At 67.9% G+C, this 21,961-nt stretch carries 19 protein-coding genes; 8 read left to right on the top strand and 11 right to left on the bottom strand.

What is annotated here, in order from left to right:
- Positions 1-2: 2 nt before the first annotated feature.
- From AC07WJ_RS24715 to AC07WJ_RS24690, 6 genes are all read right to left on the bottom strand, one after another.
- Positions 3-704 (bottom strand): ABC transporter ATP-binding protein, encoded by a 702-nt coding sequence (locus tag AC07WJ_RS24715; RefSeq protein WP_494937541.1) that lies wholly within the window; start codon positions 702-704, stop codon positions 3-5.
- Positions 705-708: 4 nt separating this feature from the next.
- Positions 709-1,452 (bottom strand): ABC transporter ATP-binding protein, encoded by a 744-nt coding sequence (locus tag AC07WJ_RS24710; RefSeq protein ID WP_494937329.1) that lies wholly within the window; start codon positions 1,450-1,452, stop codon positions 709-711.
- The gene (locus tag AC07WJ_RS24705; protein WP_494937328.1) at positions 1,452-2,453 is read right to left on the bottom strand and encodes a branched-chain amino acid ABC transporter permease; all 1,002 of its coding nucleotides are present in this window, start codon (positions 2,451-2,453) and stop codon (positions 1,452-1,454) included. The genes AC07WJ_RS24710 and AC07WJ_RS24705 overlap by 1 nt, the downstream gene beginning before the upstream one ends.
- On the bottom strand, positions 2,450-3,331 hold the full coding sequence (locus AC07WJ_RS24700; RefSeq protein WP_494937327.1) for a branched-chain amino acid ABC transporter permease: 882 nt from the start codon (positions 3,329-3,331) through the stop codon (positions 2,450-2,452). The genes AC07WJ_RS24705 and AC07WJ_RS24700 overlap by 4 nt, the downstream gene beginning before the upstream one ends.
- A 127-nt stretch (positions 3,332-3,458) precedes the next feature.
- On the bottom strand, positions 3,459-4,676 hold the full coding sequence (locus tag AC07WJ_RS24695) for an ABC transporter substrate-binding protein (RefSeq protein WP_494937326.1): 1,218 nt from the start codon (positions 4,674-4,676) through the stop codon (positions 3,459-3,461).
- Positions 4,677-4,783: 107 nt separating this feature from the next.
- Complete coding sequence (locus AC07WJ_RS24690; protein WP_494937325.1) at positions 4,784-5,590, bottom strand: GntR family transcriptional regulator; 807 nt, start codon at positions 5,588-5,590, stop codon at positions 4,784-4,786.
- Between the two features lie 186 nt (positions 5,591-5,776).
- Here AC07WJ_RS24690 and leuC point away from each other — a divergent pair, with 186 nt between their 5' ends.
- Complete coding sequence (gene leuC / locus AC07WJ_RS24685; protein ID WP_494937324.1) at positions 5,777-7,174, top strand: 3-isopropylmalate dehydratase large subunit; 1,398 nt, start codon at positions 5,777-5,779, stop codon at positions 7,172-7,174.
- On the top strand, positions 7,171-7,749 hold the full coding sequence (gene leuD, locus AC07WJ_RS24680) for a 3-isopropylmalate dehydratase small subunit (protein WP_494937323.1): 579 nt from the start codon (positions 7,171-7,173) through the stop codon (positions 7,747-7,749). Before leuC ends, leuD begins: the two co-directional genes overlap by 4 nt.
- Positions 7,750-7,897: 148 nt before the next feature.
- Here the strand turns inward: leuD and AC07WJ_RS24675 are convergent, their stop codons facing one another.
- Both AC07WJ_RS24675 and tyrS read right to left on the bottom strand, forming a co-directional pair.
- A complete protein-coding gene (locus tag AC07WJ_RS24675; protein WP_494937322.1) occupies positions 7,898-8,518 on the bottom strand; it encodes a glutathione S-transferase family protein in 621 nt (206 codons plus the stop codon).
- A gap of 17 nt (positions 8,519-8,535) precedes the next feature.
- Positions 8,536-9,789 carry a tyrosine--tRNA ligase gene (tyrS, locus tag AC07WJ_RS24670; RefSeq protein ID WP_494937321.1) on the bottom strand — a complete coding sequence of 418 codons (1,254 nt, stop codon included), beginning with the start codon at positions 9,787-9,789 and terminating at the stop codon, positions 8,536-8,538.
- Positions 9,790-9,901: 112 nt separating this feature from the next.
- Between tyrS and AC07WJ_RS24665 the strand changes: the two genes are divergently transcribed.
- The 3 genes from AC07WJ_RS24665 (at position 9,902) to AC07WJ_RS24655 (ending at position 12,469) form a co-directional block, all read left to right on the top strand.
- Positions 9,902-11,029, top strand: a complete 1,128-nt coding sequence (locus AC07WJ_RS24665) for an anhydro-N-acetylmuramic acid kinase (RefSeq protein ID WP_494937320.1) — start codon at positions 9,902-9,904, stop codon at positions 11,027-11,029.
- A gap of 97 nt (positions 11,030-11,126) precedes the next feature.
- Complete coding sequence (locus tag AC07WJ_RS24660) at positions 11,127-11,450, top strand: rhodanese-like domain-containing protein (protein ID WP_494937319.1); 324 nt, start codon at positions 11,127-11,129, stop codon at positions 11,448-11,450.
- Positions 11,447-12,469, top strand: coding sequence for a zinc-dependent alcohol dehydrogenase family protein (locus tag AC07WJ_RS24655; RefSeq protein ID WP_494937318.1), 1,023 nt, complete (start codon positions 11,447-11,449; stop codon positions 12,467-12,469). The genes AC07WJ_RS24660 and AC07WJ_RS24655 overlap by 4 nt, the downstream gene beginning before the upstream one ends.
- A 21-nt stretch (positions 12,470-12,490) precedes the next feature.
- Here AC07WJ_RS24655 and AC07WJ_RS24650 read toward each other — a convergent pair whose 3' ends face one another.
- Positions 12,491-13,423 (bottom strand): LysR family transcriptional regulator, encoded by a 933-nt coding sequence (locus AC07WJ_RS24650; RefSeq protein ID WP_494937540.1) that lies wholly within the window; start codon positions 13,421-13,423, stop codon positions 12,491-12,493.
- A gap of 85 nt (positions 13,424-13,508) precedes the next feature.
- On the opposite strand from AC07WJ_RS24650, the gene AC07WJ_RS24645 reads away from it, so the two are divergent.
- Positions 13,509-14,387 (top strand): NmrA family NAD(P)-binding protein, encoded by an 879-nt coding sequence (locus tag AC07WJ_RS24645; protein ID WP_494937317.1) that lies wholly within the window; start codon positions 13,509-13,511, stop codon positions 14,385-14,387.
- A gap of 132 nt (positions 14,388-14,519) precedes the next feature.
- Here AC07WJ_RS24645 and AC07WJ_RS24640 read toward each other — a convergent pair whose 3' ends face one another.
- Complete coding sequence (locus tag AC07WJ_RS24640; RefSeq protein WP_494937316.1) at positions 14,520-17,987, bottom strand: hypothetical protein; 3,468 nt, start codon at positions 17,985-17,987, stop codon at positions 14,520-14,522.
- 336 nt (positions 17,988-18,323) lie between these two features.
- Between AC07WJ_RS24640 and AC07WJ_RS24635 the strand changes: the two genes are divergently transcribed.
- Positions 18,324-18,788: a peroxiredoxin gene (locus tag AC07WJ_RS24635; protein ID WP_494937315.1), complete on the top strand. Its 465-nt coding sequence runs from the start codon at positions 18,324-18,326 to the stop codon at positions 18,786-18,788.
- Between the two features lie 447 nt (positions 18,789-19,235).
- Positions 19,236-20,603 carry a M23 family metallopeptidase gene (locus AC07WJ_RS24630; RefSeq protein ID WP_494937314.1) on the top strand — a complete coding sequence of 456 codons (1,368 nt, stop codon included), beginning with the start codon at positions 19,236-19,238 and terminating at the stop codon, positions 20,601-20,603.
- Positions 20,604-20,810: 207 nt separating this feature from the next.
- On the opposite strand, the gene prfB is transcribed toward AC07WJ_RS24630, so the two are convergent.
- Positions 20,811-21,942, bottom strand: a protein-coding gene (gene prfB, locus AC07WJ_RS24625) for a peptide chain release factor 2 (protein ID WP_494937313.1) whose coding sequence is annotated in 2 segments (ribosomal slippage) — positions 20,811-21,872 and positions 21,874-21,942 — 1,131 coding nt in all. Because the reading frame shifts where the segments join, the coding sequence is not laid out codon by codon here.
- Positions 21,943-21,961 lie beyond the last annotated feature (19 nt).

The following is a 21,961-nucleotide window of genomic DNA, read 5'->3' as shown; positions in this document are numbered from 1 at the left end:
GGTCAGAGCCCCAGATAGGCGCGTTTGAGTTCGGGATCGGCGGCCAGGTCCTGCGCCCTGCCCTTCAGGGCGAAGACACCGTTCTCCAGGATGAAGGCGCGGCTTGCCAGTTCCAGCGACTGCACGACGTTCTGCTCGACCAGCATGACCGCGAGGCCCTCGGCATTGATGCGGGCGACCAGCTGGAACATCTCCTCGACCAGCAGCGGCGAAAGGCCGAGCGAGGGTTCGTCGAGGATGAGCAGCCGCGGCTCGGCCATCAGCCCGCGGCCGATGGCGAGCATTTGCTGTTCGCCCCCCGAGAGCGTGCCGGCCAATTGTCCCACCCGTTCGTTCAAACGGGGAAAGATTGCGAATATCTTGTCCAGATTGCTCGATCTGTTGGCTTTGCCCCGCCGGTAGGAGCCGAGCTCCAGATTTTCCTTCACCGTCATGTTCGGGAAGATCTTCCGGCCCTCCGGCACATGGATCAGGCCGAGATCGACGATCGCCTGGGATGAGGCCCGGGTGATGTCGTGGTCGAGGAAGCGGATGCGTCCAGACGTCGCCGCGCAGACGCCCGACAGCACCTTGTTCAGCGTGGTCTTGCCGACACCGTTGGAGCCGAGCACGGCGACGATCTCGCCGGGTTCGACCGTCATGGTCAGGCCGCGCAGGATCTCGGTCGCGCCGTAGCCGGCATGCAGGCCGTCAATGGCAAGCAAGGGTTCAGCCATGGGCGGCCTCCGTGCTGAGCCGCTTGGCGGCGCCGTGGCCGAGATAGGCCTCCACCACGCCGGCATCGCCGACGACGCTCGCCGGCGACCCTTGCGCAATCGTGCGGCCGTTGGCGATGACGTGGACGGTCTCGCAGAGGCTCATCACCGCCTGCATGACGTGCTCGATCATCAGGATGGTGATGCCGGTGGCGCGCACTGCCCGGATCACCGGCAGGATGTCGCGGATCTCGGAAGGGTTGAGGCCGGCCAGGACCTCGTCGAGCAGCAGCAGGCGCGGTTCGGTCGCGAGCGCGCGGGCGAGTTCCAGGCGCTTGCGGCCGGCGACCGTCAGGGATGCCGCCGGTTTGTCGAGATCGGCGCCGAGACCGACCCGGGCCGCGACCGCCCTGGCCTTGGCCAGCGCGCTGTCGCGGCCTTGATGGCGCAGATAGGCGCCGACCGCGATGTTCTCGCAGACGTTCAACCCGGCGAAGGGCTGGACGATCTGGAACGTGCGGGCAATGCCCATCAGCGCAAGCGCCTCGGGCTTCCGGCCGGTAATGTCCTGGCCCTCGAACAGGATGCGTCCGGCGGTCGGCTGCTCGAAGCCGGAGATCATGGTGAACAGCGTGGTCTTGCCGGCGCCGTTCGGGCCGATCAGCCCGGAAATCGTGCCCGCCTCGACCTGCATGGTGACGTCATTGACCGCGACCAGGCCGCCGAACCGTTTGGTGACGCCCTCGACCTTCAGCATCAGCGGCCTCCCCCGAATGCGAGGCGCCGGGCGAGCCCGGTGACGCCCTGGGGGGCGAAGGCGATGGCGGCGATCAGCAGCACGCCGTAGACGACCAGGTCGACCCCTGGCACGGCCGTGCCGAACAGCGCGTGAATGCCAATCTTGGCGAGTTCGCCCAGGCCCAGCAGGGTCAGCGTGCCGAACAAGGGGCCGAACAGCGTGCCGATGCCGCCGATGATCGGCGCGAGCAGCGCCTCCACCGAGATCCACGAGCCATAGGCGATATTGGCGTCGATATAGAGGAACTTCTGGGTGTAGAGCGCGCCGGCGATCGCCGTGATCGCCGCCGACAGGGTGATGGCCTGCAGCTTCACCTTCAGCGTATCGACGCCGAGCGCGCGCGCCGCGTCCTCGTTCTCGCGCACCGCGACCAGATAGGCGCCGAAGCGCGACAGTTCCATGGCGCGATTGATCACCAGGACCAGGGCGACCAGCGCCAACGCGAGATAAAAGAAGCCCTCGCGCGCCGCGAACTGGAAATTGCCGATGCGCACGTCCAGCGGCAAGAGGATGCCCGCGGCGCCGCCGGTGACCGGCGCCGCATTGGCCAGGATCCGGAACACCTCGGCGAAGGCGAGCGTCACCAGGGCGAAATAGGAGCCGCGCAGCCGCGCCCGGAAGGCGAGATAGCCGATGACGAAGCCGGCGAATGCGCCGGCGGCGATGGCAAGCGGCAGGGCTGCCCAGGGATTGATGCCGAAGCGCGTCTGCAGGATCGCCTGGGCATAGGCGCCGGTGCCGAAAAAGGCGGCGTGGCCGAAGGAGAACTGGCCGCCATAACCGCCGGCAATGTTCCAGCCCTGGGCGGCGAGCGTGATGATCAGCGCGAAGACCAGCAGGTTGACCAGGAGATTGGCGCCGGCGGCAAGGCCGGTGCCGACCAGCAGCGGCACGGCGAGCGGCAGCACCGCCAGCAGCGCGACCACCAGGATGACCGATCGGAAGTCGCGCAGCCTCATGCCTTGGCTCCGAACAGGCCGGTGGGGCGGAACAGCAGAACCAGGATGAAGATCAGGAAGATGCCGATCTGGCCGAGGCTCTCGCCGAGATAGAGGCCGCACAGGCTCTCGACCACGCCGATCGCCAGGCCGCCGATCAGCGCCCCGGGGATCGAGCCCATGCCGCCGAGCACGACAACCGTGAAGGCGACCAGGACGAAGGCGTTGCCGACACGCGGATTGACGTAGAAGGAAGGCATGAGCAGGCACGCCGCGACCGCGATGCAGGCCGTACCGAGCCCGAAGGTGACGGCATAGATATGGCGGACATCGATGCCGACCAGCGCCGCGCCCAGCTTCTCCTTGGCCACCGCCCGGATCGCCTTGCCGGTATCGGTCAGCGCCAGGATCGCCCAGAGCAGCACCGCCACCAGGATGGCGACGCCGAAGCCGATGACCCGGGGCAGCGACAGCAGCGCGAAGCCGAGGTCGACCACCTGGAACGAGTAGTCGAGGGTCAGCGCGCGGGTGTCCGAGCGGAAGATGGCGAGCAGCGCGTTTTCCAGCACGATCGACAGGCCGAGCGTCACCAGCAGGATCGAGCCGTCGTCATTGCGGCTCGCCGGGCCGATGACCAGGCGCTGCAGGCCGTAGCCCAGGCCGTAGAACAGCGGCGCCAGCACCGGAATGGCCCAATAGGGATCGAGGCCGAGGCCGAGATGGACCATCAGCACCGCGAACATGGCGAGCGTCAGGAGCGCGCCATGGGCGAAATTGATGATGTGCAGGACGCCGTAGACCAAGGTCAGCCCGAGTGCGACCAGGGCATAGACGGCGCCGGTCAGAAGTCCGTTGAGCACGGCCTCCAGCACGATCTGAGGCGGGTAGGAATGAAACACCTGATGATCCTGCTTCTTTCTCGAAAACAAGGCATCTCGTTCTGGCCGGATGGATCCGGCCAGCGCAGGTCGCGTCAGGGTCGTCTCTTATGTGGCGCGCGCGGCTGGACGCCGCGCGTGCCGGATCTCAGCCGGTGACCGGGAAAACCGGCTTGGCGTCGGCGAATTCGGACGGGAAGATCACCTTGATGTCGCCCCCCTGAACCTGGGTGTTGACCGGCCCTGCCCCCATGTTCTGGCCGTTTTCGAACCGGGTCGGACCATAGGGCATGATGTGATCGGCGAAGGTCGAGGCGGTGATCGCCTCGATGATCTTGACCCGGTCGCGCGAGGCCGCCCGCTCGATGGCGTCGGCCACCAGCCGGACACAGGAATAGTTGAGCGGCGTGTTGTAGAGCCAGAAGCGGCCGGTCGCCTCCACCTGCTTGCGCAGTTCGGCGGTCTTCGGCTTGCGCGGGTCGGCCCAGTGATTGCAGTCCATGACATTGGCCGCCGCGTCGGGGAATTCCTTGACGAAGCGGAAATTGGAGGCTGCCCCGTTGAGCACGGCATAGATGCCTTTCGGGCGGATACGCTGCTGCTGCATGGTGCGGGCGAGCAGAACGAATTCGCCGTAATAGCTCGAGGGGATCACCAGATCAGGGTTGAGCGCCCGGATGCGCAGGGCGACGTTGGACATGTCGCGCGCCGGCGTCGGATGGGCGATGGTCTCAAGGATCTGGAAACCGAGCGCCGAAAGCCGCTCGTTCATCAGCTTGGCGAGGCCCGTGCCGAACAGGCCGTCCTCATGGACCAGCACGACGGTCTTGGCCGGCTTGCCGGCGGCGTCGTTGAGCTTGACCAGGTTGTCGATCGCCGCCTTCGTCACCGTGCCGAAGCCCGGGCCGAAGCGGAAAGTGTTCTTCAGGCCGCGCGAGACGATGGCGTCGGAGACACCGACATCGACGACATAGGCGAGGTCGTAGCGCGATGCCGCTTGCGATGCCGCCAGGCAGATCGGCGAGGCGAAGCCGCCGACCACCGCCGCGACGCCCTCGGCATGCATGCGCTCGACCTCCTGGGTGCCGCCCTCCGGATTGGAGCGGGCATCGCCGAACACCATCTCGATCCTGGCGCCGCCGAGCGACTTGATGCCGCCGGCCGCGTTGATTTCGTTGATCGCCGCCTCGGCGCCGATCCGGCCATATTCACCGTCCTGGGCGAGATTGCCGGTCACCGGCTGGAGAATGCCGAGTTTCACCGGGGCGGGCTGGGCCCGCAGAAGGCCCGGCGCCGACAGCAGCGTCGCCCCTGCCGTCCCCGCCTTGATCAGGCTGCGCCGCGACAATCCACTGAGAGAAGTCATCCCGCTCATCTCCGTCTTTCCCGTTACCCTGGAAGCGCCGGCATTAAGGGCCGGTCGTTGAACCATTCAAGTCGCAGTTGACCGCGCGATGACGCGCGACCGGTCGATCAGTCGGCCGTGGCGGTGCCGTTGAAATTGCTGCCGCCGCGAAACCGCTCGACCGGCGACCATAGCCGGTCACCGCCGGAATCGATGCGCACCAGATCCATCTGGAACGAATAGCGGTCCGGGCGATAGAGCGCGACCAGGTGCTCGATGCCGCGCCGCTTGACGTCATAGACCACGCGGGTGAGCGCCAGCAGCGGCGCACCGATGTCGATGCCCAGCGCCTCGGCGACGTCGGGGCCGGCAAGGGTCGCCGAGATGGTCTGGGTGGCGCGGTCGACCTTGACGCCGGAGCGCTCGATCAGGGTCAGCAGCGGCTGGGCCGCGAGCTCCTGCTCGGTATAGGTCGTGCCGATGCGCGCGGGCACATGGGTGACCAGATAGCTGAACGGTTCGCCGTCGATGATGCGCACGCGTACCGAGCGCTGGGCCTTCTCGCCGGAATCGAGACGCAGCGCCTCGGCGATTTCGAGGGCGGGGTCGAGATAGCCGAACTGCAGCAGCCGGACATCGGTCGAGCGGCCCATCTCGACGAGATGGGCGAGCGCATTGGACAGGTCTGCGACGATCGGACGCTTGATCATGCGTGCGGTGATGAAGGTGCCGGCGCCGGGCCGGCGCGAGATCAGCCCTTCCCGCTCGAGTTCGGCCAGCGCGCGGCGAATGGTCACGCGGGAGACGTCGTGCAGATCGGCGAGGTCCGGTTCCGACGGCAGCCGGGTTCCCGGCGTCAGTTCGCCGGAGGTAATCCGATCACGCAGGGTCAGGTAGACCCGTCGCGTCTTGGAGGTCTCGATTGCGTCTGCCATGATTGTCCCGCCACCCCGATGACCGTCAGCGCCACGTGCGCCACAACCCCTTGCGGAGTGTGACATTTCTGCAATCGTTTGCGCCTGGAAGTCCATCGACGTCAACCACACCGTAGCAATTTCCCGGTATTGTCTAGTCTATGATACAATCTTTCCTGGTCAAGCATTGATCGCGAGTATTGCGCCGTGACGGGGCCCTTTACCCTCTTCGACAAGCTCTGGAATACCCATGTGGTCACCACGCGAGACGACGGATTGTCGCTTTTGTGGATCGATCGGCATTTCGTCCACGAAGGATCCCATCACGCATTCGGTCAGGTAGCCGCGCGTGGCGCCAGGTTGGCCCGGCCCGACCTGACCTTCGGGGTGGCCGATCATTATGTGCCGACCCGTGGCCGGGGCGGCCCGATCCCGGACCCATCAATTTCCCGCATGGTTGACATGCTGACTGCGAATACCGCGGCCCATGGCATCACGCTGTTCGGGCTCGACGATCCGCGCCAGGGCATCGTCCATGTCGTCGGCCCCGAACAGGGCCTGACGCTGCCGGGGCTGACCATCGTCTGCGGCGACAGCCACACCTCCACCCACGGCGCCTTCGGGGCCTATGCCTTCGGCATCGGCGCCTCCGAGGTCGCGCATGTGCTGGCGACCCAGACCCTGTGGCAGAAGAAGCCGAAACGGCTGCGGATCCGGGTCGACGGCACGACCGCCGCCGGTATCTCGGCCAAGGACATCATGCTGACCGTCATCGCCACGATCGGCGCCGATGGCGCGGCGGGCCATGCCATCGAATATGCCGGCACGGCGATCCGGGCGCTGACGATGGACGGCCGCATGACGCTCTGCAACATGTCGATCGAGGCCGGTGGACGCTGCGGCATGGTGGCGCCGGACGCGACGACGTCGGCCTATGTCAGGGGCCGGCCCTTCGCGCCGGAAGGCGCGGCACTGGAGGCGGCCGAGGCGGCCTGGGCGGCGCTTGCCGGCGACGCCGATGCGGAATTCGACCGGGAGGTCGTGCTCGACGGCACCGAGATCGCGCCGACCGTCACCTGGGGCATCAGCCCGGAACATGCCTTGCCTGTTACTGCGACCGTGCCGGATCCCGCGCGTATCGACGATCCCGTCAAAGCCGCGGCGGTCCGCGACGCGCTGGCCTATATGGATCTGGCCGCCGGCCAGAGGATCGACGCCATCGCCGTCGACCGGGTGTTCATCGGCTCCTGCACCAACGCCCGGATCGAGGATCTGCGCGCCGCCGCGGAGGTGCTGCGCGACAAGCGCGCGGTGGTGCCCGGCGTGGTCTCTCCCGGCTCCTCGGCGGTGAAGCGCCAGGCCGAGGAGGAAGGCCTGGCCGCGATCTTCCAGGCCGCCGGTCTCGAATGGGTCGCCTCCGGCTGCTCGATGTGCGTCGGCATGAACGGCGACCTGGTCGGTCCGGGCGAGCGCTGCGCCTCGACCACCAACCGCAATTTCAAGGGCCGCCAGGGTCCGGCTGCGCGCACCCACCTGATGTCGCCGGCCATGGTGGCGGCCGCCGCCGTCACCGGCCGGCTCACCGATGTGAGGCGGATGCGATGAGGCCGTTCAAGACCGAGACCGCGCCGATGCTGCGGCTGGCCGCCGCCAATATCGACACCGACCAGCTGATCCCGGCGCGCTTCATGAAGGAACCGCGCAAGCCCGAGGGTTATGGCCGCTTCCTGCTGCACGACCTGATCGCGGAGGCGAAGCTGCCCGCGCCCCTGCCCGGCCAGACCGTACTGGTGGCGCGGCGCAATTTCGGCTGCGGCTCGTCGCGCGAGGCGGCGGTCTATGCGCTGGCCGATTTCGGCTTCCGGGTGGTGGTCGCGCCGAGCTTCGGCGACATCTTCGCCGCCAATTGCGTCAAGAACGGCGTGGTTCCGGCCCTCGTCAGCGAAGCCGATGCCGAGGCGCTGATCGAGGCCGCGGCACTGCCGGTGACCGTCGATCTCGAGGCCAGGCGCATCACCGCCGGTAACCTGGCGGTCGACTTCACCATCGACCCGGTCTGGCGCACCCAGCTGCTCAACGGTTTCGACGATATCGACATGACGCTCGCCGAAGCGTCTGCGATCGAAGCGTTCACGCAGCGGGATGGCGTGGTGAGGGGCTGGGCGGCGCCGCGGCGATGAGGGGGCGAGGGTCGACGGATCTAACTCTCCCCCACGCCTGCGCGGGCGAAGGTTGTCGCGCGTTCGACACGGCGCAGATCTTGAGTCATAAAAAACCCGCAACCTTTTGAGATCGCGGGTTTTTCAGTCGAATCGAAGCGGCAATCACTTACGCGTCGCCGGCGATCGCCCGTTGCACCGCCGGGCGCTCCAGCATGCGCCGCGTGTGGTCGTGGACGCGGGGGAAGCGGGCGATGTCGACGCCGTCGCCTTCGAGCCAGCGCGCCATGGTGAAGAGATAGGGATCGGCGATGGTATAGCTCTCGCCCATCGCCCAGGGGCCGGCGAACATCTCCCGTTCGATCAGGGCGAAGCACTCCGCCATGGTCTCCGGCACCTTGCGCTTCATGTCGGCATAGGAGCTTTCCTCGCTGGCCCAGCGGTAGCCACGCATCTTGTGAGCGTGGTTGATATGGACGGTCGAGCACAGATAGCTGTTGAACGACTGGATCTGGGCGAAGGCATAGGCGTCGTCCAACGGCGCGAGCTTTGCGGCCGGATAGGCCTGGGCGATATAGGTCAGGATCGCCGGCGTCTCGGTCAGCACACCCTTCGGGGTGCCAAGCGCCGGCACCCGGCCCTTCGGATTGACCGCGAGATAGTCCGGCGTCCGCTGCTGGCCGCCGGCCATGTCGAGGCGGACCGCCTCATAGGCCGCGCCGGCTTCTTCCAGGGCGATGCGCGAGGCCAGCGCGCAGGTCTTCGGGCCGAAAAAGAACTTCAAGGTCATTGGCGTCGCGTTCCCTGTCAGCCGGCCTTGACCAGCACGTGCTTCTTGCGACCGAAGGACAGCTTGAGCACGCCGTCCTTCAGCATCCCGCTGGTGACCACCAACTGCGGATCGGTGATCGCCTCGTCGTTGAGCCTCAAGCCGCCGCCCTGAACCTGGCGGCGCGCCTCGCCGTTGGACGCGACCAGGCCGGCGCGAACGAACAGCGCCAGCGCGCCGATTCCGGCGGCAAGCTCGGCATCCGGCACGGTGACGGTCGGCAAGTCGGCGGCGGCCTGGCCCTGCTCGAAGGTCTGGCGTGCCGTCTCGGCTGCGGTTTCTGCGGCCGGCCGGCCGTGGATCAGTGCGGTCGCCTCGGTCGCCAGCACCTTCTTGGCCTCGTTGATCTCGGCGCCGCCGAGGGCCGCGAGCTTCGCGATCTCGCCGAGCGGCAGCGTGGTGAACAGCTTGAGGAAGCGCGCGACATCGGCATCCTCGGTGTTGCGCCAGTATTGCCAGTAGTCATAGGCCGAGAGCATGTCGGCATTCAGCCAGACCGCACCGGCCGCCGTCTTGCCCATCTTGGCACCCGACGCGGTGGTCAGCAGCGGACAGGTCAGGGCGTAGAGCTGGTGCGTGCCCATGCGCCGGCCGAGATCGATGCCGGTGACGATATTGCCCCACTGGTCCGAGCCGCCCATCTGCAGGTTGCAGTTGTAGCGCCGCGCCAGCTCGACGAAGTCGTAGGCCTGCAGGATCATGTAGTTGAATTCGATGAAACTGAGCTCCTGATCGCGGTCGAGCCGGAGCTTGACCGAATCCATGCTCAGCATGCGGTTGACCGAGAAATGCCGGCCGATGTCGCGCAGCATCTCGATGTAGTTCAGCTTGGTCAGCCATTCCGCGTTGTCGGCCATGACCGCGTCGGTCTTGGCCTCGCCGAAGGTCAGGAATTTCGAGAACACGCCCTTGATGGCGTTCTTGTTGGCCTCGATGTCCTCGAGGGTCAGGATCTTGCGCGTCTCGTCGCGCCCCGAGGGGTCGCCGACCCGCGTCGTGCCGCCGCCCATCAGGGTGATCGGCTTTCCGCCGCCGGTCTTCTGCAGCCAATGCAGCATCATGATCGACAGGAGATGACCGATATGGAGCGACGGCGCGGTGCAATCATAACCGACATAACAGACCACATCGCCCTTGGCGGCCAGCTGATCGAGGCCGGCGAAATCGGAGGACTGATGGATGAATCCGCGCTCGGTGAGGACGCGCAGGAAGTCTGATGTCGGGGTGGTCATGATCTTTCCAGACAGGATGAAACCGGCCGGGCCTCGCGCCCGGCGGGCCGCCGGTGTAGCAGAGGAAACGCATGATTTCACCCTTTGAGTCGTCCTGACCGGGAGAGCCGTTTTGACCGGAACGAGGTTTTTGACCGGCAAGAGCCTGCGCGCGATCGGCCTGATGTCCGGCACCTCGATGGACGGCGTCGACGTCGCCCTGCTCGACACCGACGGCGAGACCATTTCGGGTTTCGGCCCGACCGGCTACCGCGGCTATAGCGAGGACGAACGGGCGCTGCTGCGCGAGGCCTTGAAGGAAGGGGCGAGACTTCAGGACCGGGTGACCCGCACGCCGCTGCTGGCCAAGGCCGAAGACCTGATCACGCGCGCCCATGCCGAGGCCGTGGAGAACTTCCTGGCCGCCAACGGCTTGAGCCGCGACGATATCGGGGTGATCGGCTTTCACGGCCAGACCGTCATTCACCGGCCCGACCTGAAAATGACCGTGCAGATCGGCGACGGCCTGGCCCTGCGCCAGCGCCTCGGCATTCCCGTGGTCTATGACCTGCGCCAGGCCGATATCGCCGCCGGGGGCCAAGGCGCGCCGCTGGTGCCGGTGTTCCACCGGGCGCTCGCCGCGCAAAAGGCGCTGCCGCGGCCATTGGCCGTGGTCAATGTCGGCGGCGTCGCCAATGTCACCTTCATCGGCGCCAACGACGAACTGACCGCCTTCGACACCGGGCCCGGCAATGCGCTGATCGACGACTGGATGCGCGAGCGGACCGGCCATGCGCTCGACGACAACGGCGTAATGGCTGCCAGGGGACGGGGCGACGAGGCCCTGCTCGCCTGGCTGCTGGTGCACCCGTTCTTCGCCAAGTCGCCGCCGAAATCGCTCGACCGCAATGCCTTCGCCCACCGGATCGTCGGCAATGTCTCGACCGAGGACGGCGCCGCGACGCTGACGACCTTCACCGCCCGCTCGATCGCGCGCGCCGCCGACTTCGTGCCGGAGCGGCCGGTGCTGTGGATCGTCTGCGGCGGCGGCGCCCGCAATGCCGAGCTCCTGCGCCTGCTCGCCTATCACGCCCGCGCCGAGGTGAAGACCGGCGAGGAGGTCGGCTGGTCGTCCGATTTCCTCGAGGCCCAGGCCTTCGCATTCCTCGCCGTGCGCTCGATGCGCGGCCTGGCGCTGACCTTCCCCTCCACCACCGGGGTCAGGGAACCGGCAACCGGCGGCGTGCTCGCCGGCGACTGACCGGATAAGGGCGACGCCGCCAACGCCACGCTCCCCCTTTTGCCCCTCTCGCCCCGGCCCGGTCCGAGGGCTATCCTGCCGGTCACGAGGAGTTTGCATGTCCTACCCAGTCCAAGACCTCAGCCCGGAAGATGTCGCGGCGGCGCTGGCCAATGACGAGATCCTGCTGGTCGACGTCCGCGAACCGCACGAACTTCTGATGGCGCGCATCCCGGAGGCGGTGAACCTGCCGCTGTCGCGCTTCGATCCCGCCGAGATCCCGGACCCGCAGGGCAAGCGGGTGGTGTTCATGTGCGCCGGCGGCGTGCGTTCGGTGCAGGCGAGCGAAATCGCGCAGGCCCACGGCCTGCCCTATGGCCAGCACCTGGCCGGCGGCATCAAGGCCTGGGCCATGGCCGGCCAGGATTTCGAGCGCGGATGATGCGGGCTCTGGTTCTCAACCGCTTCGGCCTCGACGGCCTCGCTTTCGAAGACCGCGAAACCCCTGCCCCGGGCCCCGGCGAAGTGGCGATCCGGGTCGAGGCGGTGACGCTCAACCGGCGCGACCTGCTGCTGGTCGAGGGCGTCTACAATCCGCGCCAGAGCTTTCCGGTGGTGCCGGCTTCGGACTGCGCGGGCACCGTCATCGCGGTCGGGCCCGACGTCACCGGCTTCAGGCCCGGCGCGCGGGTCGTGCCGGCCTTCTTCCCCGACTGGGTCGACGGCGAGCCGACCATGGCCAACCTGATGTCGTCGCGCGGCGGCCATGGCGGCGATGGCGTGCTGGCCGAGACCGTGATCTTTCCGGCCCATGGCATCGCCAGGGTGCCCGACCACCTGAATGCGGTTGAAGCGGCCAGCCTGCCCTGCGCCGGCTTGACCGCCTGGTCGGCCCTCGCCACCCATGGCGGGGTCAAGGCCGGCGACACCGTGTTGATCCAGGGCACCGGCGGGGTCGCCATCTTCGCCCTGCAATTCGCCAAGCTCCTGGGCGCGACCGCGATCGTCACCACCTCGTCGGACCGGAAGGGCGAAGCCGCCAGGGCCCTCGGCGCCGACCACATCATCAACTATGCGGCCAATCCACGCTGGGCCGAGGCCGCGCGCAAGCTCGCGCCCGACGGCATCGACCACGTCATCGAGGTCGGCGGCGCGGCGACGCTGGAAGGCGCGCTGCGCGCGGTCCGCCCGGGCGGCACCATTTCCCTCGTCGGCGTGCTCTCCGGCGCCATCGCGCCGCTGAACCTGCCGCTGGCCGTGATGCGGCGGGTGCGCCTGCAGGGCATCACCGTCGGCTCGGTGCGGGAGTTCGAAGCCATGCTGGCGGCGATCGGCAAGGCGCGAATGAAGCCGGTGGTCGGCGCGACCTTCGGTTTCGCCGAAAGCCTCGCGGCATTCCGCGCCATGAAGGCGAATACGGTGTTCGGCAAGATCGCCATCGATCTGGCGGGCCAAGGCTAGTCCCGCGGCGGCGCGGCGGCCTCAGCTCCCGACGTCACCTGCCGCCGAGGTATCCGCCGCCGCCGCGACAATGACACGCCGCAGCCAGATGTGCCTCGGCGCGTCTTGCTGGCGCGCGTGCCAGGCGAGGCTCATCGTAAAGGTGCCGAGATCCAGCGGCGGCGGCAACGATACCAGGCGTCTCATCGTGGCGGCCGCGCGTGCCAGGCTCGACGGCAAGGTCATGATCAGGTCGGAGCGGGCGGCGATCTCGACCGCCGCGAAGAAGTTCGGCACGCGCAGCCTCACCCGTCGCGTTCGCCCCATCCGCTGAAGCACCTCGTCCACCGGCGCAGGGCCGACGCCGGTGACGCTCACCACGATATGCTCGAGCGCGAGAAAGCGGTCGAGCGTGAGCTTTCCGGCGAGCGCGGGGTGATTCACCCGCATGAGCGTCACGAGTTCTTCGTCATAGAGGCGGCGACGGTGAATGCCCGCCGGCGCTTCGTCGAGCAGCGCCACCATCGCGTCCGCGGCACCGTGCTCCAGGGCTTCGACGCCGTGCCTGCCCGGCGCGACAATATCGAGATCGAGGGATGGCGCCTCGCGGGCGAGGCGCGCGAGCAAATGCGGCGCCAGCGCCGCGGCGTTGAGATCGGGCATCAGCAGGCGGATTCGGCCCGTCGCGGTCGCGGGGTCGAACACGTTCGCTTCCAGCATCTCACCGACATCCGCGAGCACCCTGCGCAGCATGGGGCGCACCTCTTCGGCGCGGGAGCTGAGGACATAGCCACCTGGTCCATCAACCAGCAGGGCATCGGAAAACAGCGCGCGCAAGCGCCCGAGCGCTCGGCTCGCGGCCGGTTGGCTCATGCCGAGCCGGTGAGCGGCCCGCGTGACGCTCTTCTCATCCAGCAGTGCCTCGAGCGCCACCAGCAGGTTGAGGTCGACCCGGCGTAAATCCATTTCGCGCATACTGACAATATATCCCATGCATTGGACGCATGAACAGCCTACGCCTATCCGTTTCCTTGTCGAACGAACCGAAGGAGTGGCGATCATGTATGTCGTGCTTGGAGCAAACGGGCGGGCTGGCGGCGAGGTCGCGCGCGCCCTGATCGAGCGTGGCGAGACCGTCCGTGTCGTCCTGCGTCGCAAGGAACAGGGGGAAAGATGGACAAGCCTCGGCGCGCAGGTGGCCGTCGCGCGCATCGAGGATGCCGACGCGCTGGCCGGCGCTCTGAGCGGCGCGTCGGGCGCGTTCCTGCTCAATCCGCCGCCGCTGAGCGGTGATCCCCATGCGCGTACCGAGGAGCTCGGCGCGGCGCTGGCCGAAGCGGCACGGCGGGCGCGTCTGCCCAAGGCCGTTGTCCTGTCCTCGATCGGAGCGCAGCATCGCTCCGGCACCGGCGTCATCGTCACCCTCAACCGGTTCGAAGCGCTGCTCGATGGGGTCGCGCCGGCAACCGCCTTGCTGCGGTCGGGCTATTTCGTCGAGACCTGGGGCGAGGTGGCGGAAGCCGTGAAGTCGGACAGCGTGCTGCCGACCTTTCTCGAACCCGCCCAGAGAATCCCGATGGTGAGCACGATCGATGTCGGACGCGTGGCGGCAGCCCTGCTCTGCCAGGAATGGATGGGCAAGCGGGTCGTCGAGCTGGGTGGGCCGGACGACTGGAGCGCCGGCGATGTGGCATCGGCCTTTGCCGAAGTCCTCGGCCGGCCAGTGGCGACGGCGTGGGTCCCGCCGGAGCGCCGCGCCGCGCTGCTTGGCGCCGAAGGCGTGCCCGACGCGGTGGCGATGGCGCTTCTCGGCATGTACGAAGGTATCGCCAACGGCCTGTTCACGCACCAGGACGACAGCGAACGACGGCGCGGCACGATTTCCCTGACGACGGCGATACGGCGCCTTGTCGCAACGGTCGAACCGACCGGCCGCTGAACCCCGGCCCGCCGCGCGTTTCGAGATGCGCGCGACGGCCTTGTCTGAATCATTACCGCTGATGATCGGCGGGCCGGTCGAGCGAGCGCAATTTTTCGCGCGCCTGGGCCTCGCCGAACTCGACTAGGGCGATCAGCGCAGCGTGGTGCCGCTCTCGTCGGGACGCACCACGCTGCGGCCGCGGAACTCGAACATCTTGCGCAGGAAGCCCGGCGCGACCGCCGACAGCGGGTTGACGGTCAGCCGCGGCTGGCTGACCTGCCCGGCGATCTCATAGGTAATGCCGATGACCCCTTCGTCCGGAGCGCCGCCCAGGAAGAAGCCGAGGACCGGAATGCGGGCGAAGAGATTGTTCAGCGCATAGGCCGGCACATAGGTGCCGCGCAGCCTGAGTTGATTGCGGCCGGAATCGAATTCGCCCTCGACCGTGGCGCCGATGGCGGCGCCCCAGAGCAGGCCGTCGCTCACCGTCACCTTGCCGTCGGCGCGCGTGAAGCCGGCACGCAAGCGCGAAAACGCAAAGGCATCGTTCGGCCGCTGGCTGCGGCTGGCGCCCGGCGCCTCACCGGCGGCGGCGACCATGCCGGATATCGCGCGGTCGCCGCGAATGGCGAAATTGGTGATCTCGATATTGCCTTCGCGAATGGTGCCGTCGGACCGGGGCGGCGTCATCACCAATGCGAGGTCGCCGCCCTGCAGCGTGCCCCAGAGGTCCAGGAAGCGCAGTGTCGCGCCGGCGTCGCCCGAGCTGACCACCAGGCGCTGGGCCGCCCCCTGCCCGCGCAGCTCGATGGCGAAGGGCGCGTTGCGGCCGACCCGACCACTGGCGGCGAGCGCGCGGATATCGGAGCCGCGCTTGACCGCGCGCAGCTCGAACTGCCTGATCACCTCGCCATTGCCGCCGGCGATGGCGTTGGCCTTCATGTCGATCTCGAGCTCGCCGCTCTGGCCGGGCCCCGTCGTGCCGCCGGGCTTCGGCGGCTCGGTCATCTGGCGCAGCAGTTGACGCGCATCCATCATGTCGCCGCGCAGCGTCACCTTGTGGCCGGTGCCGGCGCGTTCGACCCGGACATTGATCCGGTCGCCATCGGATAGATTATAGGCGGGGAACAGTCCGGAGACGAGGCCGCCGCTGTTGTCGAGCACGGCTGAACCGCGCACCAGCACGCCGCGGCCCTCCACCACCATGTCCTCCAGGCGCCAGCCGTCATCGGTCTCAACCGCCACGAAACGCGCCTTGGCGGCTTGCCCCCTGGGTTTGGTCCAGCCCGGCAGGAGCTCGGCGAGCGCGGCCTGGGTCAGATCGGCCTCGACCGTGTAGCGGCCGGAATCGTCCCCCTCGGTGGTCACCTTGAGCGGCGTCGGCCCGACCACGCGGCCACCGATATTGAGGCCGAGCCGGGACCGGCCGGCATCGTCGAGCGTCGCGGTCAGGCGGATCACGGGTTTGGCGTCGGGCCGGGGCTTGCGATATTCGAAGCTGGCCTGCGCGCCGCCGAGCCGGCCCTCGCCGCGCATCAGAAAGTCGCGCGGCGTGGTGACCACCTTGAAGCTGGCATTGTCGACGCGCATGTCGCCAAAGGCCTTGTCGCCCGAGAAGGCGGAAAAATCCGCCTCGACCCGGTAGTCGATCTGGCTTGGCTTGAGCTTGTCGGTGATCGGCACGTTGACCGTGACATTGGCCACCACGGTGCCGCGCACCGGACCGCTCGGCAAGGCCGGCCCGGTCGCAGCGCCCTTGAACGCCTCCTGGCCGAGCAGGGCGAAAGCCGCTTCCGCCGACCCCTCCAGGCGGAAACGGGCCGCCGACAGCGGATCGGCCACCCGATGCTCGGCGATCACGAAGCTGCCCTGGCTGAGCGCCAACCGTTTGCCGGGCGCCGGCTCCACCGTGCCGCGCAGCACCGAGAGCCGCGTCGCCTGGCCGTCGACCAGCACGTCGACATCGGCGTCCCGCAGCGGAGTCAGGTTGGGCAGGACCCTCAGCGACGTGCCGCGCAGTTTCGACTGGACCAGCAGGGCGTCGGGCTCGAGCAGGACCGGCATGGTGGCGAGCTGCCCCTCGGCGATCTCGACACGCACCGTGGTGTCCTCGGCCGTACCGCCGGTCATGTTGTCGACGACCCAGTCGCGGACATAGGGGTTGGTGATCCGTGGCCAGAGCTTGAGCGCCTGCGCCAGCGGCATCTTGCCGGCATTGACCCGGAGCGACACGGCCGGCGCCGCGCTGGTCAGCGTCGCCTGGCCGGTGATGGTCGCGACCGTCTCGGCGCCTTGATCGACGTTCAGTCGCTCGATGCTGAGGACGCGGCTCTCCGGCTGGTAGACGAAACGCGAGTCGGTCAGGCCGATGGGCACCGGCGGCTCATGCGGATTGAGCAGCGAGGCGACCGTGGTCGCCCTGGCGATCTCGACGACCAACGGCTCGCCCGGATGGGCCGGCGCCCAGACCGTGCCGTTCAGTTCGCCGCGGTTCTGCCCGGCGACGATCTGGACGCGCTCGACATTGAGGCCGCGCATGCCGGCCTGCCAGCGCACCTGCGCCGTGGCATGGTCGATGCCGATGCGCATCTCCGGATTGTTGAGGTCGCCGACCGTTCCGGTGCCGAGCACGACACGTCCGGAGAAGCCCGAAGGATCGCCCGATGCGTCGAGCATGGCGCTGAGCGAGCCCGAAATCGGCGTGTCGGCATGGAACATCTCGGGATGCTGCACCGCCAGGCTGAGATCGCGCGGCGACAGCCCGGCCATCACCAGGTCGATCTTGCGCCGCCCCTCGGCGTCGCGCGGCGAGATCAAGGCGGTCGACGTCCAGCGTGCACCCGAACCCGATGCACCGACACCCAGGGTCAGGCCACCGTCGCGCGGCGCGGTGAGGTCGAAATCGATGCCGCCGAAGACGAAGCGCTTGCCGGAACGGACATCGTCGACGATGAGCGTGCCGGCCCGCAATCCGATGCCGACGAGGCGGTGGCCGTCGAGGCCGGATTTCTCGATCAGGTCGAGCCAGATGCCCAGCCGCCGGAACGGCGACATTTCCGGCTCCGGCAGGTTCGAGGTCAGTTCGGACTGGGGTGCCTGACCGCTGTCAGCTTCCGGACGCGGCCGGGCGGCGGCCGGCCCGGCGCGGAACTCGCCGGCGGCGAAGGCGATCTGGCCGTCCTCGCCGACCTTGAGTGCGACCGAAGCCCCGACCAGGTCGATGCGGCGGACCGAGGGACGGCCGAACATCGGCATGCCGTCGAGGCCGAGCGCCACCCGCGGCATGGAAATGATGCGCCGGCCGTCGGCATCGAGAATGGTGACGTCCTGCGCCTCGACCTCGACCCTGCCGGACGCGTCGCGCGCGGCGACGGCCGAGCCGATCATCACCGAGCGGCCGTCGCCGAGCTGATTCGACAGTGAATGGGCGATCCAGGGTGTCAGCATGTCTAGCGCGACGCCGCCGCCGCGATGGATCTGCCAGGCGAGGAAGGCGCAGGGCGTGGCGAGCGCCAGGAAAACCGCGGCCAGGAGACCGACCACGATACGCCTACGGGTCGACCAGCGCCGGCTCAGCCAGCGCGACAGGAACGGCGGAACACGCCGATTGGACCACAATGCGACAAACCGGCCCGTTCGAACGGGCCCGGACGCGCAAACGCGGCCCTGGTCGGCACCAATCTCCATTCCGTCTCGTCCCCCACCTCAGCGACCCTCGAGGCCCGTGGCTCGTTGTGGCGCGATCGCGCCGGATGATTCATTCTGCCCGTGCTCTGTTAACCGAACGTTGGTCACGAATCACGAGGGCGGACCAGTAAAACTTGGCCCACCCTCTCCTCGCCGACCATCGGCGAAATCCACGGGCAATACGTGGGATTCCCCTGTCGGGCCCCGGATCGGGCGCCAGACAACCGTGGTCACACTCCTCTACAAACCTGACAAAAGGAAGGCATCATGGCCCTGTCGACCGGCGACCTCGCCCCGGACTTCTCGCTGCCCGCCGATCGCGGCGGCACGGTGAAGCTCTCCGCACTCCGCGGCCGGAAGGTCGTCGTCTATTTCTATCCGAAGGCCGATACCCAGGCCTGCACGCTCGAGGCGCAGGATTTTACCCGGCTGAAGCCGGATTTCGACCAGGCCGGAGCAACCGTGATCGGCATTTCGCGCGACCCGCTGAAGGCGATCGACCGGTTCCAGAAGAAATATGAGCTCGGCGTGCAACTGGCGACCGACGAGAGCCTGGACACGCTCGGCGCCTATGGCGTCTGGGCCGAGAAATCCATGTATGGCCGGACCTATATGGGAATCGAACGCTCGACCTTCCTGATCGGCGCCGACGGCAGGATCGCCCGGATCTGGCCGAAGGTGCGCGTCAAGGATCACGCCGAGGAGGTGCTGGCGGCGGTCAAGGCGCTGTGAGCGCGCGAATGGCGAGTGGCGAATAGCGAATAGCGAATAGCGAATAGCGAATAGCGAATAGGGACGAAGCGAGACGCTCGGTGCGCGTCAATCCTCTCCCGCGCCTTCTCGGGAGAGGATTGCGCCGCATAGCGAGTGCGAACGCATCTCGCGTTCGCTCGATGCGATGAGGCGCCGGATGAGGGTTTGAAGGGGGCCGGTCCTTTTATTCGAGCCGGAATGCACTGATGGCGGGGACGCGCCCACCCTCACCCGGCCGCTGCCGTCAGGCAGAAGCAATTGCTTCTGCCGCGGCCCCCTCTCCCACGAAGGCGTGGGCGAGGGTTGGCGCGGTGCTGCTGGGCGGGGCGCCCCCCATTTGCCACTCGCCATTCGCCCTTCACCACATTTCGTTAACCCTAATCGGCGGTAATGCGTTGTCTCGTTCGCGTACGGAATCGTTCGCCGATGTCGCTTAAAGGCAACCACTTCAATCGCGCGCAACTCGCTCAGGAAGCGAACCAGCGGGCCCAGGTGCCCAAGGGTGCGGTCACCTTCGCCTGGCGCGGCGGCGCCGGTCTCAGGATGACATCGCTGTCCTATCTCACCTGCGGGTCGCTGGCCGGGCTGACCCTTGCCCTGGGCGTCTGGGGCGCCGCGGTGACCAGCTACCTGGTGTTCAAGGACGATATCCTGGGCGGACTGATGAACCGCCAGGCGGCCATGCAATATGCCTATGAGGATCGCATCCGCGATTTGCGCACCCAGCTCGACCGTCTCACCAGTCGCCAGATGGTCGATCAGAGCGAGGTCGAGCGGCGGGTCGACCAGATCGCCCGCCGCCAGGCGATCCTGGAAAGCCGCCAGTCGATCGTCACCTCGATGGCGGAAGCTGCCGGGTCGCTGCGCGGCCGGTCGCCGGGACAGACCGGGCCGGCGGCCGCCTCGCCAGCCCCCCTCCCCGAGGCCCGGCCGCTGCCGGTGGGTGATACCTTGCGTCTGGCGCCGCCGCCCGAACGCCAGTCTCGGCTCGAATCCCGCGCGCTGCCGGCCCGCGCCGCCGCCGAAGCGCCGGGCTTCCGGCTGGCGTCCCTGGCCGCCGACGCCGCCCCCAAGGCCGCGATCATCGCCCGCGTCGAACGGTCGCTCGACCAGGTCGAGCTCGCCCAGCAGACCGAATTGCAGACGCTGGAGACCCGCGCCGAGCGTCAGGCCCGGCGAATCCGCGCCGTCCTCACCGACCTCGGGCTCGACCATATGAGGCTGGCGCAGGCGGCGACGCCGGCGCGCGGCGGCACCGGCGGCCCGTTCCTGCCGATTCCCGAGCCGCGCGCGGAAGCATCCCCCTTCGAGCGCCAGGTGTTCCGGTTGCAGGCGGTCATCCGCGACCAGGACCAGCTGAGCCGGCTGGCCGCCGCCATTCCGCTCGGCCGGCCGCATGCCGGCGATCTCGAGCAGTCCTCGGGCTTCGGGCCGCGCCTCGACCCGTTCCTGCGCACCTGGGCGATGCATTCCGGCATCGACTTCCGCGCGGCAACCGGCGAAGCCGCGCGCGCCACCGCCGGCGGCAAGGTGACCCATGCCGGCACCATGGGCGGCTATGGCCTGATGGTCGAGGTCGACCACGGCAATGGCATCGCGACCCGTTATGCTCACCTGTCACGGATCGACGTCGCGGTCGGCGACATGGTGCGTGCCGGCCACCGGGTCGGCCGGGTCGGCTCGACCGGCCGCTCGACCGGCCCGCATCTGCATTATGAAACCCGGATCAACGGCGAAGCGGTCGACCCGCTGCGGTTTCTGCGGGCCGGCATGCGGCTCGCCAGCGCCGAGTGACCGAGCCGGTCCCGAACAAGACAAAGGCCGCCCCAAGGGCGGCCTTGTTTGTTTGTGTAATCCCGTATGGGTGTCTGCCGGCCAATGGGGACACAAACCGCTCGATCCGGCTTTCGCACGAGACCGGGCATCTCCCTGGACGCGACACCGGACGTGGGCGCGGCCGTCCGGCATGGGCCCTGCCTTGACCGGCAGGGCCGCGCGCTCCTATTCGACGTCGTCGGTATCGCCCGCCTTGGTGCCATAGGCACGCATGGCCAGCGTCGCCTCCATGAAGCCGTCGAGATCGCCGTCCAGCACATCGGACGGGACGCCCGAAGTCTTGCCGGTCCGCAGGTCCTTGACCAGCTGATAGGGCTGCAGGACGTAGGAGCGGATCTGGTGACCCCAGCCGATATCGGTCTTGGCGGCGAAGTCGGCTGCCGCCGCCTCCTCGCGGATCTTCAACTCACGCTCATAGAGCTTGGCACGCAGCATCTGCCAGGCCACCGCCCGGTTGGCGTGCTGGGAGCGCGAGCCTTCGCTGACCACCATGACGCCGGTCGGATTATGGACGAGGCGAACGGCCGATTCGGTCTTGTTGACGTGCTGGCCGCCGGCGCCGCCGGAGCGCATGGTGTCGACGCGAACGTCGCTTTCGTTGATCTTGATGTCGATCTTGTCGTCGACCACGGGATAGACCGTGGCGGAAGCGAACGAGGTGTGACGCCGCGCATTCGAATCGAACGGCGAAATGCGCACCAAGCGATGCACGCCGGCCTCGGTTTTCAGCCAGCCATAGGCATTGTGGCCCTTGATCAGCAAGGTGGCGGATTTGATGCCCGCCTCTTCGCCCTGGCTCTCTTCCAGCACCTCGACCTTGAAACCGCGCCGCTCGGCCCAGCGCGTATACATGCGCATCAGGATCAGGGCCCAGTCCTGGCTTTCGGTGCCGCCGGCACCGGCATGGACTTCCAGATAGGTGTCGTTGGCGTCGGCCTCGCCCGAAAGCAGGGCTTCCAGCTGCAGCCGCTGCGCCCTGGCGCGAGCCTCGGCCAGCGCCTTGGCGGCCTCGTCCAAGGTCGCCGTGTCGCCTTCGGCCTCGGCCATTTCGGCCAGTTCCAGGTTGTCCGACAGCTCGCGATTGATCTCGGTCAGCGCGCTCATGCGGCTGTCGAGCGCGGTGCGCTCCTGCATCACCTTCTGGGCCTTCTCCGGATCGTTCCAGAGATCATTGCTCTCGGCGAGCGCGTTCAGTTCGGCAAGGCGCTTCTGGGAGGCACCCCAGTCAAAGATGCCTCCTCAGGAGTCCGACCGACTCCTTGATGGCCTCGGCGGTGGCGACGATGTCGGCACGCATGGCGCTGTCCTACGGGGTT

The organism is Phreatobacter sp. GW821-FHT04C01, from assembly GCF_059420385.1.
The sequence above is the reverse complement of the archived record's forward strand: the minus strand, read 5'-3'. Positions and strand labels throughout refer to the sequence as shown.

Bases quoted from the DNA above. Each gene is read 5' to 3' on its own strand.
- AC07WJ_RS24710 (WP_494937329.1), bottom strand. From the start codon at position 1,452: ATGCTGAAGGTCGAGGGCGTCACCAAACGGTTCGGCGGCCTGGTCGCG.
- AC07WJ_RS24705 (WP_494937328.1), bottom strand. From the start codon at position 2,453: ATGAGGCTGCGCGACTTCCGATCGGTCATCCTGGTGGTCGCGCTGCTG.
- AC07WJ_RS24695 (WP_494937326.1), bottom strand. From the start codon at position 4,676: ATGACTTCTCTCAGTGGATTGTCGCGGCGCAGCCTGATCAAGGCGGGG.
- AC07WJ_RS24690 (WP_494937325.1), bottom strand. From the start codon at position 5,590: ATGGCAGACGCAATCGAGACCTCCAAGACGCGACGGGTCTACCTGACC.
- leuD (WP_494937323.1), top strand. From the start codon at position 7,171: ATGAGGCCGTTCAAGACCGAGACCGCGCCGATGCTGCGGCTGGCCGCC.
- AC07WJ_RS24675 (WP_494937322.1), bottom strand. From the start codon at position 8,518: ATGACCTTGAAGTTCTTTTTCGGCCCGAAGACCTGCGCGCTGGCCTCG.
- tyrS (WP_494937321.1), bottom strand. From the start codon at position 9,789: ATGACCACCCCGACATCAGACTTCCTGCGCGTCCTCACCGAGCGCGGA.
- AC07WJ_RS24660 (WP_494937319.1), top strand. From the start codon at position 11,127: ATGTCCTACCCAGTCCAAGACCTCAGCCCGGAAGATGTCGCGGCGGCG.
- AC07WJ_RS24655 (WP_494937318.1), top strand. From the start codon at position 11,447: ATGATGCGGGCTCTGGTTCTCAACCGCTTCGGCCTCGACGGCCTCGCT.
- AC07WJ_RS24650 (WP_494937540.1), bottom strand. From the start codon at position 13,423: ATGCGCGAAATGGATTTACGCCGGGTCGACCTCAACCTGCTGGTGGCG.
- AC07WJ_RS24645 (WP_494937317.1), top strand. From the start codon at position 13,509: ATGTATGTCGTGCTTGGAGCAAACGGGCGGGCTGGCGGCGAGGTCGCG.
- AC07WJ_RS24635 (WP_494937315.1), top strand. From the start codon at position 18,324: ATGGCCCTGTCGACCGGCGACCTCGCCCCGGACTTCTCGCTGCCCGCC.
- AC07WJ_RS24630 (WP_494937314.1), top strand. From the start codon at position 19,236: ATGTCGCTTAAAGGCAACCACTTCAATCGCGCGCAACTCGCTCAGGAA.